14 protein-coding genes are annotated in these 14,285 nt (G+C 40.8%); 9 read left to right on the top strand and 5 right to left on the bottom strand.

Annotated elements, in window-relative coordinates; translation table 11 throughout:
- The 3 genes from ABI367_RS08845 (at nucleotide 1) to trpA (ending at nucleotide 2,651) form a co-directional block, all read left to right on the top strand.
- The gene (locus tag ABI367_RS08845; RefSeq protein WP_462226776.1) at nucleotides 1–639 is read left to right on the top strand and encodes a phosphoribosylanthranilate isomerase; all 639 of its coding nucleotides are present in this window, start codon (nucleotides 1–3) and stop codon (nucleotides 637–639) included.
- Nucleotides 623–1,804, top strand: a complete 1,182-nt coding sequence (trpB, locus tag ABI367_RS08840) for a tryptophan synthase subunit beta (RefSeq protein ID WP_462226774.1) — start codon at nucleotides 623–625, stop codon at nucleotides 1,802–1,804. Before ABI367_RS08845 ends, trpB begins: the two co-directional genes overlap by 17 nt.
- 76 nt (nucleotides 1,805–1,880) lie before the next feature.
- A complete protein-coding gene (trpA, locus tag ABI367_RS08835) occupies nucleotides 1,881–2,651 on the top strand; it encodes a tryptophan synthase subunit alpha (RefSeq protein ID WP_462226772.1) in 771 nt (256 codons plus the stop codon).
- Between the two features lie 123 nt (nucleotides 2,652–2,774).
- Here trpA and ABI367_RS08830 read toward each other — a convergent pair whose 3' ends face one another.
- Both ABI367_RS08830 and ABI367_RS08825 read right to left on the bottom strand, forming a co-directional pair.
- Nucleotides 2,775–3,395: an L-threonylcarbamoyladenylate synthase gene (locus tag ABI367_RS08830; protein WP_462226770.1), complete on the bottom strand. Its 621-nt coding sequence runs from the start codon at nucleotides 3,393–3,395 to the stop codon at nucleotides 2,775–2,777.
- 135 nt (nucleotides 3,396–3,530) lie between these two features.
- Nucleotides 3,531–4,061, bottom strand: a complete 531-nt coding sequence (locus tag ABI367_RS08825) for a YceI family protein (RefSeq protein WP_462226769.1) — start codon at nucleotides 4,059–4,061, stop codon at nucleotides 3,531–3,533.
- 164 nt (nucleotides 4,062–4,225) lie between these two features.
- Here ABI367_RS08825 and ABI367_RS08820 point away from each other — a divergent pair, with 164 nt between their 5' ends.
- Together ABI367_RS08820 and ABI367_RS08815 are read left to right on the top strand one after the other, a co-directional pair.
- Nucleotides 4,226–5,869 (top strand): FMN-binding glutamate synthase family protein, encoded by a 1,644-nt coding sequence (locus ABI367_RS08820; protein ID WP_462226767.1) that lies wholly within the window; start codon nucleotides 4,226–4,228, stop codon nucleotides 5,867–5,869.
- Nucleotides 5,870–5,877: 8 nt separating this feature from the next.
- Complete coding sequence (locus ABI367_RS08815) at nucleotides 5,878–6,285, top strand: DUF1801 domain-containing protein (protein WP_462226765.1); 408 nt, start codon at nucleotides 5,878–5,880, stop codon at nucleotides 6,283–6,285.
- A gap of 22 nt (nucleotides 6,286–6,307) precedes the next feature.
- Here ABI367_RS08815 and ABI367_RS08810 read toward each other — a convergent pair whose 3' ends face one another.
- Together ABI367_RS08810 and sucC are read right to left on the bottom strand one after the other, a co-directional pair.
- On the bottom strand, nucleotides 6,308–6,907 hold the full coding sequence (locus ABI367_RS08810; RefSeq protein WP_462258070.1) for a hypothetical protein: 600 nt from the start codon (nucleotides 6,905–6,907) through the stop codon (nucleotides 6,308–6,310).
- A gap of 70 nt (nucleotides 6,908–6,977) precedes the next feature.
- Nucleotides 6,978–8,168 carry an ADP-forming succinate--CoA ligase subunit beta gene (gene sucC / locus ABI367_RS08805; protein WP_462226761.1) on the bottom strand — a complete coding sequence of 397 codons (1,191 nt, stop codon included), beginning with the start codon at nucleotides 8,166–8,168 and terminating at the stop codon, nucleotides 6,978–6,980.
- 203 nt (nucleotides 8,169–8,371) lie between these two features.
- Between sucC and ABI367_RS08800 the strand changes: the two genes are divergently transcribed.
- Genes ABI367_RS08800 through ABI367_RS08785 form a run of 4 tightly spaced genes read left to right on the top strand, consistent with a single transcriptional unit; the run spans nucleotide 8,372 to nucleotide 11,549 of the window.
- Nucleotides 8,372–9,031 carry an ABC transporter ATP-binding protein gene (locus ABI367_RS08800; RefSeq protein WP_462226759.1) on the top strand — a complete coding sequence of 220 codons (660 nt, stop codon included), beginning with the start codon at nucleotides 8,372–8,374 and terminating at the stop codon, nucleotides 9,029–9,031.
- The gene (locus tag ABI367_RS08795) at nucleotides 9,028–9,336 is read left to right on the top strand and encodes a hypothetical protein (RefSeq protein WP_462226757.1); all 309 of its coding nucleotides are present in this window, start codon (nucleotides 9,028–9,030) and stop codon (nucleotides 9,334–9,336) included. Before ABI367_RS08800 ends, ABI367_RS08795 begins: the two co-directional genes overlap by 4 nt.
- Entirely contained in the window at nucleotides 9,326–9,946 is a 621-nt protein-coding gene (locus tag ABI367_RS08790; protein ID WP_462226755.1) for an HAD family hydrolase, read from the top strand. Before ABI367_RS08795 ends, ABI367_RS08790 begins: the two co-directional genes overlap by 11 nt.
- A 49-nt stretch (nucleotides 9,947–9,995) precedes the next feature.
- Nucleotides 9,996–11,549, top strand: a complete 1,554-nt coding sequence (locus ABI367_RS08785) for a S41 family peptidase (RefSeq protein ID WP_462226753.1) — start codon at nucleotides 9,996–9,998, stop codon at nucleotides 11,547–11,549.
- A 129-nt stretch (nucleotides 11,550–11,678) separates the two neighbouring features.
- Here ABI367_RS08785 and smc read toward each other — a convergent pair.
- The coding region (gene smc, locus ABI367_RS08780) for a chromosome segregation protein SMC (RefSeq protein WP_462226751.1) at nucleotides 11,679–14,285 on the bottom strand (2,607 nt) is incomplete at its 5' end.

Here is a 14,285-nt window from a genome sequence, read left to right as displayed (position 1 = left end):
ATGAAAATAAAAGTTTGCGGTTTACGCGATGAGGAAAATATAAAAGCCATAGCAGCTTTAAACCCGGACTACATGGGGTTTATTTGTTATGAGCCTTCGCCAAGGTATGTTAGTGATATACCGGCGGATATATTAGCCGGTTTGCCCGGAACTATTTATAAAACGGCTGTTTTTGTTAACGAAAGTAAACAACGCATTGATAGTCTGATAAAAGAATATGGGTTTAATGCCATACAGCTACACGGCAATGAAAGCCCCGAATTTGCGGATGCTTTTAGAAACAGCGTAACGGTTTTTAAAGCATTCGGCTTAAACAACGATTTTGATTTTGAGCAATTAAATAATTATGCTAACAAAGTCGATTATTTTCTGTTCGATACCAAAACCGATCTGCATGGCGGCTCGGGCAAAACGTTTGATTGGAGCATACTAGATAATTACAAACTAAACATACCCTTTTTTTTAAGCGGGGGCCTAAGTTTGGATAATTTGGACGAGGTGGCACAAATATCCCATCCGCAGTTTTACGGGGTTGATTTAAACAGTAAATTTGAAACAGCACCCGGATTAAAAGACATTGAAAAATTAAAAAAAGCATTTGATATGCTTAACTATAAAACTAATGAAATACGGAGTTAACGAACAAGGCTATTACGGAGATTTTGGTGGTGCATACATACCCGAAATGCTATACCCCAACGTTGAAGAATTAAGGCAACAATACTTAACCATTATTAATGATGCCGACTTTAAAGCCGAGTTCGATCTGCTTTTAAAGGATTATGTGGGCAGACCATCGCCGCTTTATCTGGCTAAGCGCTATTCTGAAAAATATGGCGCAAACATATTTTTAAAGCGCGAGGATCTTAACCATACCGGCTCGCATAAAATAAATAATGCCATTGGGCAAATATTGTTGGCGAAACGCTTAGGCAAAAAACGCATCATTGCCGAAACCGGCGCGGGCCAGCATGGTGTAGCTACTGCTACGGTTTGCGCGCTGATGGGTATTGAATGTGTGGTTTATATGGGCGAGGTTGATATGGCCCGCCAGGCACCCAATGTATCGCGTATGAAAATGCTGGGTGCAACGGTTGTGCCGGCAAAGTCAGGCAGTAAAACTTTGAAGGATGCTACCAACGAGGCCCTGCGCGACTGGATAGGTAACCCGGTTGATACACATTACATTATCGGATCGGTAGTTGGCCCGTATCCATATCCTGATATGGTGGCCAGATTCCAGTCTATTATATCTGCCGAAGCTAAGATCCAGTTAAAGGAACATACCGGGAAAGAATTACCTGATTACGTAATGGCCTGTGTAGGCGGCGGCAGTAATGCCATGGGTATGTTTTATCATTTTTTAGATGATGAAAGCGTAAAATTGATTGCTGTAGAAGCTGCGGGCAAAGGTGTTGATAGCGGGTATTCGGCTGCGACCACTTTTCTGGGTCGTGAAGGTGTTTTACATGGCAGCCGTACCATTTTGATGCAAACTGATGATGGGCAGGTGGTAGAGCCTTATTCTATCTCTGCCGGGTTAGATTATCCGGGTATTGGTCCGCAGCATGCGCATCTGTATAAAATTAACCGCGCACAATACGCCAGCGTTACTGATGATGAAGCTTTACAGGCAGGTTTACTGTGCTCACAAATGGAAGGAATTATCCCGGCTATTGAGTCGGCCCACGCATTGGCGCAATTAGAGAAAATGAAATTTAAGGCAGATGATAACGTAATTATCTGTTTATCCGGTCGTGGTGATAAGGATTTGGATACATATATAAAATATTTTAATTTTTAGAGGGTTCATAGTTCATGGTTGATAGTTCATAGCGACTAACACCATGAACTATGATCTATGAACCATCAACTAACTAATGAATCGCTTAAACAACCTTTTCGCAACAAAAAAGGATAATTTATTATCCATCTACTATACCGCGGGTTATCCTGCCATAAATACTACTATTGCTATTGCCGAGGCGTTAGAAGGGGAGGGGGCTGATTTTTTAGAGATAGGTTTCCCTTATTCAGATCCCGTGGCCGATGGTCCCACTATCCAGAACAGTTCGCAGCAAGCGCTGGATAATGGCATGACACTAACTCTGCTGTTTGAACAGTTGAAAGACTTGCGAAAACGCGTTACCATCCCCATATTATTAATGGGCTATGTAAACCCTATTGTACAGTTTGGTGTGGAGCGTTTTTGCAAAATGGCCGCCGAAGCAGGAGTTGATGGCGTTATAGTACCCGACCTGCCTATGTATGAATATGAAACATTGTATGTAGGCTTTTTTAAGGATAATAACCTGAGCAATATATTCCTGGTAACTCCTCAAACCTCTGAAGATCGCATCCGCAAAATTGATGCGTTAAGCAATAGCTTTATTTACCTGTTATCTTCATCATCCATAACCGGTGGCAACCTGAGTGTGTCAACCGGTATTGAAGATTATTACAAGCGTGTTAAAGCCATGCAGTTGAATAACCCTACTATTATAGGCTTCGGTATATCTAACAACGAAACGTTTACCAAAGCTTGCCAATATGCCAATGGAGCCATTGTAGGCAGCGCGTTTGTTAAACTACTGGGTGAGGATGGATATATGGATAAGATAGCTGGGTTTGTTAAACGGATAAGGGGGTAATACTAATAAAAATGTCATTTCGAAACGCAGTGAGAAATCTTATACGAATGACTGCCACTTGCATGGTGTAAAAGATTTCTCCTCGTACCTCGTTCGAAATGACAGTTTAATGATGCAGTAAGTTTACAAATACACTTCCAACTCTCCTTTACCTTCACGAATGATCTCGAAATCACCGGCAGTGCAATCAACTACGGTAGATGGAATGTTATCGCCATAGCCACCATCAATCACTATATCCACCAGGTCCTGGTATTTTTCGTATATCAGTTCCGGGTCGGTTGAGTATTCGATGATCTCATCTTCATCGTGTATAGAGGTGGATAGGATAGGGTTGCCCAGTTCTTTTACAATACAACGCGCTATATTATTATCGGGCACACGTATACCCACTGTTTTTTTATTGGAACTTAATAGCTTGGGTACCATGTGGCTGGCGTTAAAAATAAAAGTGAACGGCCCCGGTAATGCCTTTTTTAACACCCTGAAAGTGGTGTTATCGATGGGTTTAATGTAGTCTGATATATGGCTAAGATCATAACAAATAAAGGAGAAGTTGGCTTTGTCGGGCTTAATGTTTCTGATCTTACAGATGGCCTCTATAGCCTTATGATTGGTAATATCACACCCTAAACCATACACCGTATCTGTAGGATAGATGATGATACCACCCTTGCGCAACACCTCTACCACCTGCTGTATGGCTTTCTCGTTCGGGTTTTCTGGGTATATCTTGATGAGCATGTTCAAAGGTATATAAAAACAAATGTCATTTCGAACGAGGTACGAGGAGAAATCTATACACACGCAATTTGCAGATGTATAGATTTCTCTCTGTCGTTCGAAATGACATCGAGAATAAAAGATCAGTTAAAAAAATTACGCTTGCTTAGCAAACTGTACGTTGGCAAATAATTTGATGTCTTCGCCAACTACTATTGCACCTGCTTCGGTAATGCCGTCCCAGGTTAAGCCAAACTCTTTACGGTTAATTTTGCCGGTAATTTCAAAACCTGCTTTATTATTGCCATAAAAATCAGTTGCCGCGCCGCCAAATTCAACAGCTAAACTAACCGGTTTGGTTACGTCTTTAATGGTCAAATTACCTTTTAACTTGTAGTCATCACCATCTTTAGTGAATGATGTTGAGCTAAAAGATATTTTTGGATATTTTTCCGCATCAAAAAATTCAGGCGATTTTAAGTGACCGTCGCGTTGTTCCTGGTTAGTATCAATGCTGTTAACATCTAATGAAAAATTGATGTCGGCATTTTGAAAATCGTCGTTATCTGTTGTTAATTCGCCTTCAAAGCTTTTAAAAAAGCCGCTTACGGTTGATATTACTAAGTGTTTTACTTTAAATTGTACTTCTGAGTGCATTGGGTCTAATACCCATTTTGTTGTTGCCATGATATGATTGTTTTTTTTGTCGGAACAAATATAAGGCAATAAATAGGTGTTTAAACATATATTTATTATAATTTACATTTTTCAGACATTTTGTGCAATCATTAACTCATTAACACGCTTTTTGTTCCAAACAATCGTTTAGATTTACGTTATATTACAACTGCATGAGAAAATTATTTATAGCATCCTCTTTAATTATTATCGCATTACTGGTAGGATGGAGCTTATTATGGAAGCCTGCTGTATGGTCGTTTGTGATTTTTGGGCCGCTGTTTGTTTTAGGGTATTATGATCTGCTGCAAACCAAACATACCATTGTGCGTAATTTCCCGGTATTTGGGCGACTGCGTTATTTAGCTGAGGATATTAGGCCCAAAGTACAGCAGTACTTTGTAGAAAGCGATACCAATGGTACACCCTTTAACCGTCAAAGCCGAAGTGTAATATATCAACGCGCCAAAAAGGTTGATGATACGCGCCCATTTGGTACCGAACTGGATGTTTATCAAAACGGGTACGAATGGCTAAATCATAGTATAGGCGCTATTGATCATAAACAATTGGATATGTCGCCAAGAGTAGTAGTAGGCGGGCCGCAATGCAAGCAGCCTTATAATGCCAGTATATTTAATATATCGGCCATGAGCTTTGGCTCGTTAAGTCAAAACGCCATTTTGGCCTTAAATGGAGGAGCTAAAATTGGCAACTTTGCACACAATACGGGCGAGGGTGGCTTAAGCGATTATCATTTACAACCAGGCGGCGATATCATCTGGCAAATAGGTACGGGCTATTTTAGCTGCCGCCATAAAGATGGCACCATTAATTACGAGGCGTTTGCCGAACGCGCCAACCTGCCACAGGTAAGAATGATAGAGATAAAACTATCGCAGGGGGCCAAACCCGGTCATGGAGGTATATTGCCTGCCGCTAAGGTTACGCCCGAGATAGCGCGGATAAGGCTCGTTGAGATGGGCGAAGATGTAATATCGCCGCCATATCATACCGCGTTTAGCAATCCAGTGGAGATGATGCAGTTTGTTAAAAAGCTGCGTGAGCTATCCAATGGAAAACCTATTGGGTTTAAGTTATGTGTGGGCCACAAAAGCGAGTTTTTAGCCATTTGCAAGGCCATGTTACAAACGGGCATATACCCTGATTTTATTACCGTTGATGGGGGCGAGGGTGGAACAGGCGCGGCACCGCTGGAGTTCTCTAACTCGGTGGGTATGCCATTACGCGAGGCACTTGCTTTTGTTTATGATGCTTTAACCGGGTTTGACATTAAAAAGCAAATTAAAATTATAGCTTCAGGAAAAGTAACCACCGGGTTTGACCTGGTTAAAAACTTTGCACTGGGGGCAGATATGTGCAACAGCGCCCGCGGAATGATGTTTGCCCTGGGCTGTATACAGGCGCTGGAGTGTAATACCAATACGTGCCCAACCGGTGTTGCTACGCAAGACCCAAGTCTGATGAAGGGTTTGGTGGTTGAAGATAAAAAAACAAGGGTAGCCAACTTTCATGATCAAACGGTGGCAAGTGCCATACAAATGATTGGCGCTGCTGGCCTTAAACACCCCGATGATATACACCGTATGTTTATTTACCGCAGGATAAGCCATAGCGAGATATTAACCTATGCCGAATTGTTTCCGTATGCGCCTAAAGGTAGTTTGTTAAACACGCCATACCCGGCTAATTTTGAAATGGATATGGCCATTAGCAGTGCTGAAACTTTTGTGCCCGATTATAATAAAGTAAGCCCGGTAAACACGGTGGAGGCGAGTGCGTATACTAACAATTAATTAGCATTATGGCTAAACAGAAATTATCCGATATCGAATTAGTATCAGCCTATATTGAAAAATTGGAAGAACCCACCAAAGAGATCGTTCAGGCATTGCGTCAAATTATTTTACGCACAAGCGCTGAAATTGCGGAGGAAATTAAATGGAACGCGCCCAGCTTTTATTATTCAGGCGAGATAAAGCCATTTGATCCCAAAGAATATTTGCGCCACATTATTGTAATGAACCTGCATAAACGCATCATGATGGTTTTCCCGAGTGGGGCGAAAATTGATAACACAGCAGGCCTGTTAACCGGCGATTATACAGACGGCCGCCGTTTGGTTCAAGTTAAAACATTGGACGATGTTAAAAGTATTACCCCTGCGTTGCAGGCCGCTATAAAAGATTGGTTAAGTAAGGTGGAGAAATAGGTAGTAGGTTAAAAGCTTATGGCTACTCTATTTTTCCCCTAAAATAACCCTTGCCGATATGTGTTATTTTTTGATCTTCGATTAATTTAAAATCAACATATCCAAAAATACTGTCTCCCACCATATATCGGGATTTGTTTAATATTAGCTTTTGTTTAATGATTTTATAAGTCGGTTTAGTTTTTTCTTTACTCGGCTGATCGGTTGTTTGATAGGGAATGACGCTATATTTATCATCTGCACAGATAATATTAAAACCCTTTCCGCCAAATCCATAGCTATAGCCAATATTGATTCTTAATAAACCTGAGTCAATGTAAGCGGTACATATATTAATTCTCGAACGGGTAGTGTCACCAAAATCGGTTAAGCTATTGTAGTAAAATAAGTCAGTAGTTTTTGACTTTCTGGTAGTGTCCGAAGCAAAATAATCAAAAGGGTCGGTTTCCCTATCCAGCTTTTTATAAATAGAATTACTTACCATATTGGGCCGTACAACAATAATATTATTTTCAAGTTTTTTGTCTTCACAAGCCGTAAATAATAGGCAAGTCAGTAAACAATTTAAAAGGACTGGTGACGATTTAAACATGAATGAAATTACATAAACTATATTAAACAAAAAAAAGGGGCTAATCGCCCCTTTAATATTTATCTAATTAACTAATCTCTAATTAACTAATCACCAATCACTAAGCTAAAACCTGCTTAACAATCTCCGCAGCTTCTTTTAACAAGATAGCCGAGTAAACTTTTAAGCCTGAGTTATCTATCAGTTCTTTTGCCTCTTTAGCGTTGGTGCCTTGTAAACGTACAATGATGGGTACAGGGATGTCGCCAATTTCTTTATAGGCATCAATAACGCCTTGTGCAACACGGTCGCAGCGTACTATACCGCCAAATATGTTGATCAGGATAGCTTTAACGTTAGGGTCGCTTAATATGATGTTAAAACCGGCTTTAACTGTTTGCGCGTTGGCCGTTCCGCCTACGTCTAAAAAGTTAGCAGGTTCGCCACCGGCCAGTTTAATAATATCCATGGTAGCCATAGCTAAACCTGCACCGTTAACCATACAGCCTACGTTACCGTCCAACTTTACATAGTTTAAATTTGATTTACCTGCTTCAACTTCTGTAGGATCTTCCTCATCAGTATCGCGCATAGCTGCATAATCAGGATGGCGGTATAAAGCGTTCTCATCTAAATTTACTTTAGCATCAACGGCTAATATTTTATTATCAGATGTTTTTAACACCGGGTTAATTTCAAACATTGACGAATCAGTAGCATCGTATGCTTTATATAAAGCCGCGATGAACTTGGTCATATCTTTAAACGCATCACCGGATAAGCCTAAATTAAAGGCTATTTTGCGGGTTTGAAAAGCTTGTAAACCAACTTTAGGGTCAACTTCTTCTTTAAATATCAGATGTGGGGTGTGCTCGGCAACTTCTTCAATGTCCATACCACCTTCGGTACTGTACATAATAATGTTACGGCCAGCAGCACGATCCAATAAAACGCTGATGTAAAATTCTTTAGTCTCGGTTTCGCCTGGATAGTAAACATCCTGCGCAACCAATACTTTACGTACCAGTTTACCTTCGGGGCCGGTTTGCGGGGTTACTAATTGCATCCCCAATATGTCACCCGCTCTTTGCTTAACTTCATCCAAGTTTTTGGCCAGCTTAACGCCGCCACCTTTACCGCGACCGCCCGCATGTATCTGGGCTTTTACAACAACCCAGCTTGAGTTATAATCTTCCTTTAATTTTTGAGCAGCTGCGACGGCCTGCTCAACAGTATCGGCAACAATGCCTTCCTGAACTCTTACACCAAAACTTTTTAAGATGGCTTTACCCTGATATTCGTGAATATTCATGCTTTTTGTAGAATTTGCAGTAAATCTACATTTTTTTTGATTTTAGTTGAGGAGTAACTCAAAATTGTTGCAAAGAAGTTTTAAAATATTACCATTATTATGAAATTGTTAATCTTTTGCCTTTAATAAAGCACATAATTAAAAATTTAACAACTACGCTGTCCCGGTATAACTTCTGCGACTAAAAAAATTAACTTTGTAAAATGCTAAAAGCACGGTCCATCCGTAAATCATACGGGCAGCTTCAAATATTAAAAGGCGTTGATTTTGACGTTGAACAAGGCGAAATTGTAACCATAGTTGGTGCGTCAGGCGCGGGCAAAAGCTCGTTGCTTAATATTTTGGGCACGCTGGATAAGCCCGACTCGGGGCAGCTTTTTATTAACAACGTAGCACTTGATCAGCTTAGTAATAAAAATTTAAGCACTTTCCGTAATAAAGAGATAGGTTTTATATTCCAGTTTCATCATTTACTGAGCGAGTTTGACGCTATTGAAAATGTATGTATACCCGCATTTATAGGCGGCGTTTCGCGCGCCGAAGCGGTAAAAAGAGCTACCGAACTTTTAGAGTTATTAGGTTTAGGCGACAGGCTTACACATAAACCCAACCAGTTATCAGGCGGCGAGCAGCAGCGGGTAGCTGTGGCAAGGGCGCTTATAAATAAGCCCGCGTTAATATTTGCCGACGAACCATCGGGTAACCTCGACTCGGCCAACGCGCTCGAACTGCATGAGCTTTTTATTAAGCTGCGCCGCGAGTTTAACCAAACCTTTGTAATTGTAACCCATAATGAGGACCTGGCCAACCTGTCGGACCGTAAAGTTTTGATGAAGGATGGATTAATAGTTGATCAACTGTGAAAATATTGATTACCCGGGCAACGTCAGTTGTATCACATAACCTTAAAGGTAAATTAAATAATGAGCAGGTAATACTGGGCGATTATGTTGAGCTGCCAGCTTTTATGCTGCAAAATGGTAGTATGATTAATTTGCCTAATCCGGTATCAGAAACTTACACCCACCAAATGCTTACGCTTTGTTTAGATAATGCCGTTACACGCGTATATGCCCTGGGTGATGATGAATATAACACCTTAAACAATGCCGCGCAATTATTTAGCGAGTACGGCATTGAGATTTTAAATAGTATTGATGCAATATAGTGATATAGACAAGCGTAAACAGGCTTTTGTTTTTGAACTGGACGATGTGATATACCCCGAAAAGGATTACTTGTTCCAGGTATATTACCTGTTTGCCAGTTTTTTAGAGTATACCGACCTGATAGATGCCAAGGTGGCAACCAATTTGATGGTAAATACGTATTTAGCAGGAGAGAAGGAAAATGTTTTTGAGGCGGTAAAGGCTCAGTTTAATATTGATGAAAAATATCGTGTTAATTTTTACCATTTATTGCTTACTGTAAAGCTGCCTTTAAAGCTATTGATCTATCAGCGGATATTGGAAATGTTGCAGGAAATAGTGGTTGACAGAAAAAAGATTTTTATTGTTACCAACGGTAATCCTGCGCAGCAGTTAAATAAAATAAAACAAACCGAATGGCATGGGCTTGAAGGTTATTTGACCTGCTATTTTGCTGATGAAATAAAACCGAAGCCCGCTACCAATGTAATTGAATTGTTGTTAACTGAACATGGATTACAGCGCCGGGATATAGTAATGATTGGAAATGCCGGGGCAGACAACCTTTGTGCAGAAGCCTGCGGTGTTGATTATATTTATGCAAACGAGTTGATAACCAGTAATAAATAGATAATATATTTGTATTGGATGCGTTTTAAGGATTAATTATAAGGACAGTATGAGGAAGTTTTTTTACCTATTTTTAGTGTTGTTAAGTGGTTGGATGGTATCCTGCAAAAAGGATAAACAAACTACAACACCAACTCTTCAGCCTTCTAAACAAGGCTCAACGCTTGATTTGATAAGAGATTCAATTTATTTATACGCGCAGGAAGATTACCTATGGTATGACGCTTTGCCTGATTACGCAACATTTAATCCGCGCAGCGTAACAGGATCCACGGATATCAAGGCCCTAACTACCGAGGTCGATGAAATATCGCAGTACAAAATAAATCCGTCGACCGGCAAACCCTATGAATATTATACCCCATCGCCGGGCGAAGCAAAATATTCATTTATTGATGATGGTACTACGTCAACCCAATTAAATGGCACAAGGGGCGACTTTGGTTTAGCTCCACTGTACAATCAGGTAAACGACCTGCGTATAAAATACGTATACCCGGGTTCGCCAGCAGACCTTGCCGGCATAAAACGGGGTTACCAGGTTACCGCCATTAATGGTAATGCCAATATTGCTTATGATGGCAGCTCGGGTACCAATGTGCAATTTGTAATTAATGCTTTTTACAATAGTAATACTATTACGCTAACGCTTAAAAAGCCTGATGCCACAACCATAACCGCTACCGTTAATGTGGCTAATTATACTTCAAACCCTGTTTTAGCCTATAAAGTTTTTGACCAGGGTAACGGCCATAAAGTTGGGTATGTGGTTTTTAACAGTTTTACATCAGATGCCATTGCCGATGCCAAATTAAATACCGCGTTTGATTATTTTAACAGCAATGGGGTTACCGACCTGGTTGTTGATTTGCGTTATAACGGCGGGGGTTATGTTTCAACCGCCGAATATTTAAGTAATTTGATCGTTCCCGCTGCCAAAACAGGCACCGTAATGTACAATACCTATTTTAATGATAAGCTTGTTTCGGGCAAAGCGCCCTTACTGGCCAACCAGGTACGTTTTGATCCAACTACTAAACAAAGTTATAACTACGGTCAATTTGATTATAGTGTTGCAGGTAATGTAGTAAAATTTTCAAAAGTCGGCTCGCTTAACGTTAACAGAGTATTTTTTATAGTTACAGGTTCAACAGCATCAGCTGCCGAGCTTACTATTAATAATTTGCGCCCCACAATGGATGTGCAGTTTATAGGCACAACCAGCTATGGTAAGCCGGTTGGGTTTTTTGATATTGATATTAATAAATACCAGATGTATATACCTGAGTTTTCAACAAAAAACTCAGGAGGGCAGGGCGACTATTATGCGGGTATGACGCCAGGAAGTACCGGTTTTCCGGGTGTTATGGATTATGATGACGTAACCAAGGATTTTGGCGACCCAACCGAGGGATTGCTGGCCCATGCATTAAACTTTGTTAAAACCGGTAATTATACAGCCGTAGCACCACAGGCGCAAAACGCTTCAATAGGCAGCGATTTGCGTTCGTTTTCCATAAGTCAATCTCGTGATGCGGCTTTAGAAATGGAAAGTCACCAGTTTAGCGGAATGATATTCAATAAAAAGCTGAAGACAAAATAAGATTTTCTGTCATTTCGACGAGGTACGAGGAGAACTACTCTCTTGAGCATAGCGAAAAAATCTATACACGGGAAATTCTATGTATAGATTTCTCTCTACGTTCGAAATGACATTTTATAATAGACATAACTAAACGAGTTCCCGCATATCAACCGGCACCACCCGCGATATGCCTTGCTCAACCATGGTTACGCCATAAATAACATCAGTACTGGCAATGGTACGCTTGTTGTGCGATACGATGATAAACTGCGAATCCTTAGAAAATTCGCGGATGATATTATTAAATTTATCAATATTAATATCATCCAACGGGGCGTCCACTTCATCAAAAATACAGAAGGGGGCAGGCTTTAACAGATAAAGCGAGAACAGGATAGCAGTTGCCGTCAATGTTTTTTCGCCACCCGAAAGCTGGTTGATAGATAACGGCCTTTTTCCTTTGGGCTTCGCAATAATATCAATATCCGATTCCAGCGGGTGCTCCGGATCGGTCAATATCAAATCGCATGAATCCTCATCATTAAACAGCGAACGGAATACCTTAATAAAGTTTTCTCGTATCCCCGTAAATGCCGACATGAATTTTTCTTTTGCGGTATCGTCTATCTCCTGTATAGTAGCCAGTAACGATGCTTTGGCTTCGCCCAGATCCTTTTTTTGCGATTGGATAAACTGGTAGCGTTCATTCATTTCGGCGTAGGCTTCCATAGCCATAGGGTTAATGGCACCAAATTCATCCAATTGACGTTTTAGTTTATCTGTACGGTCGCGAAGGTCATGCTCATTTTCATCCTTCGGTATTTCGGTGTCCAGTAATTCTTCAATATCAATATTAAACTCAACAGAAAGACGCTCTTTTAACGCGTTTAGTTCCAGTTTCAGGTTATTGCGTTCATCTTTTAATTCGTTCTCAATAACCTCGGCATTATCTTTTTTACGACGCAGTACAGTTATTTCATTCTCGCTTTCGGTAATATTGCCGCGCCAGGTATAGTATTCCTGTTCGGCCTGTTGGGTGGCTTTTTCCAGCTCATCCTTTTGGCTGTACATTTCAAGAAGACTATCGTCTGACGTATCCGAATTTTGCAAAAACTCCTGTATGGCGGCTTTAACAATTTCCAGTTCCGCACTGTTTTGCTTGATCTGTCTTTCCAGCGTTTCTTGTTGGGTAAAACGGTAATCCAAATCCTTTTCCAATCCCGAAACCTTATTTTGCTGCTGATGAAAGCGGATATTCTCCTGGTTATAGGCATTTGATTGTACCGTAACCATTTCGTTCAATTCATTAAACTCGCCCTGCTTTTCGGCAAGCAAATCGGTTTGAACTTGCTTTTGCGTTTTCAAATCGACCAATAACGGCTGTAGGTTTTGTATGTCGGCCTTAATGGTGCTTATTTTTTGAGCGATATCATCCTTGCGGTTAAGGCTGTTCTCAATAAAGGTTTGATACTGTTCCTGCCGGGTTTTAACGGTTATCAGCTCTGTATTTAAACGGTTAAGCTGTTCCTGTTTTTGTTTAATATCTGCCGCCTTGCCCGATGCCTTTAACGCCTCCGATTTGTTTTTCAAATCCTCTAAACGAGTTTTAAAATCAAACACCCGCTCATCAGTTTGTTTGATCTCTTTGGCCAGGTTCTCCAGGTTTTTAGCACGCCCTATACGCTTACCCTCAAACAATCCTACCGAGCCACCGGCCATGGTATATTTACTTTTGTTAAACTTGCCGCTTTTGCCAATCAGCACCATGCCTTCCTCAATTGGGGCATTATTTAACTCGTGGCCCAGATCATCATTTACAAGATATACGTTTTTTAACAGGTGATTACATAGCGGCTGATAGCGTTTGTCAACTTCAATAACGCTCATGGCCGGTATCCAGCCGTCGTTATGTGGTTTTATTTCGTTTGTTATGGTTTTGGAATAGTTATCCAGCACAAAAAACTGCGCCCTGCCTTTTGACGAATTGCTTAACAGGTTTATGGCCCGTATTGCTTCGTCATAATTTTCTACCACGTAGTAGTTCATTAAAGGCTCCAGGTAATTCTCGATTGCTATGCGATACTCTTCGCGGCAAAACAAAATATCACTAAACAACGGCACATTTTTTACCCAGGCCGCGTTATTTTTCAGGAAACGGATAGACTCGGGGAAGCCTTCCAGATTATCCACCAAACTTTTGGTCAGGTTATACTCGTTTTGTTTGGCATCCAGTTTACGGCTCTCTACAATAATGCTTTCTTTAACGGTATTTAGTTCAGAATCTATTGCTGTTATTTGTTCCTGTAGCTGGTTTTCCAGTTCCAGTTCCTGCTGGTATTCTTTTTCTAATAGTTCGGCGCGCTGCTGCAATTCGTCCACCACTTCGGTAAAATGCGAAAGTTCGGATTTTTTGTTGTCGGCATCTTCCATATTACGTTCGCTTTCCTGCTCTAAAGCCTGCTGCTGTATTTGCAATATGTCAATATCCTTTTCGGCTTTATAAGCTTGGTTTTGCAGGTTGTTATTGCTTTGCGTAAGCTCATTCAACTCATTACGTGCCGATGTTTGGGCTAGCCTCAATTCATCAACCGCTTCTTTCAGGTCGGCAACCTTATCCGTTAATTGTTGCAGGTTCTCTTCTTCCTGTGCTTTTTCTTCTGTAAGGCGTTTTATGTTGTACAATACGTGGTTAAGCTGGTTACGGTCGCGCTCCAATTCGCCGCTTAACCGGGCCTCTTTATCCTGTTGAAACTT

This window comes from Mucilaginibacter sp. (assembly GCF_039935595.1).
Lineage (GTDB): Bacteria > Bacteroidota > Bacteroidia > Sphingobacteriales > Sphingobacteriaceae > Mucilaginibacter.
Note: the sequence above shows the minus strand (reverse complement) of the source record. Positions and strands in the feature narration are given on the sequence as shown.

What these genes read in the sequence shown, in the direction of transcription:
- ABI367_RS08845 (WP_462226776.1), top strand. Translation starts at nt 1, where the DNA reads ATGAAAATAAAAGTTTGCGGTTTACGCGATGAGGAAAATATAAAAGCC.
- trpB (WP_462226774.1), top strand. Translation starts at nt 623, where the DNA reads ATGAAATACGGAGTTAACGAACAAGGCTATTACGGAGATTTTGGTGGT.
- trpA (WP_462226772.1), top strand. Translation starts at nt 1,881, where the DNA reads ATGAATCGCTTAAACAACCTTTTCGCAACAAAAAAGGATAATTTATTA.
- ABI367_RS08830 (WP_462226770.1), bottom strand. Translation starts at nt 3,395, where the DNA reads ATGCTCATCAAGATATACCCAGAAAACCCGAACGAGAAAGCCATACAG.
- ABI367_RS08825 (WP_462226769.1), bottom strand. Translation starts at nt 4,061, where the DNA reads ATGGCAACAACAAAATGGGTATTAGACCCAATGCACTCAGAAGTACAA.
- ABI367_RS08820 (WP_462226767.1), top strand. Translation starts at nt 4,226, where the DNA reads ATGAGAAAATTATTTATAGCATCCTCTTTAATTATTATCGCATTACTG.
- ABI367_RS08815 (WP_462226765.1), top strand. Translation starts at nt 5,878, where the DNA reads ATGGCTAAACAGAAATTATCCGATATCGAATTAGTATCAGCCTATATT.
- sucC (WP_462226761.1), bottom strand. Translation starts at nt 8,168, where the DNA reads ATGAATATTCACGAATATCAGGGTAAAGCCATCTTAAAAAGTTTTGGT.
- ABI367_RS08800 (WP_462226759.1), top strand. Translation starts at nt 8,372, where the DNA reads ATGCTAAAAGCACGGTCCATCCGTAAATCATACGGGCAGCTTCAAATA.
- ABI367_RS08790 (WP_462226755.1), top strand. Translation starts at nt 9,326, where the DNA reads ATGCAATATAGTGATATAGACAAGCGTAAACAGGCTTTTGTTTTTGAA.
- ABI367_RS08785 (WP_462226753.1), top strand. Translation starts at nt 9,996, where the DNA reads ATGAGGAAGTTTTTTTACCTATTTTTAGTGTTGTTAAGTGGTTGGATG.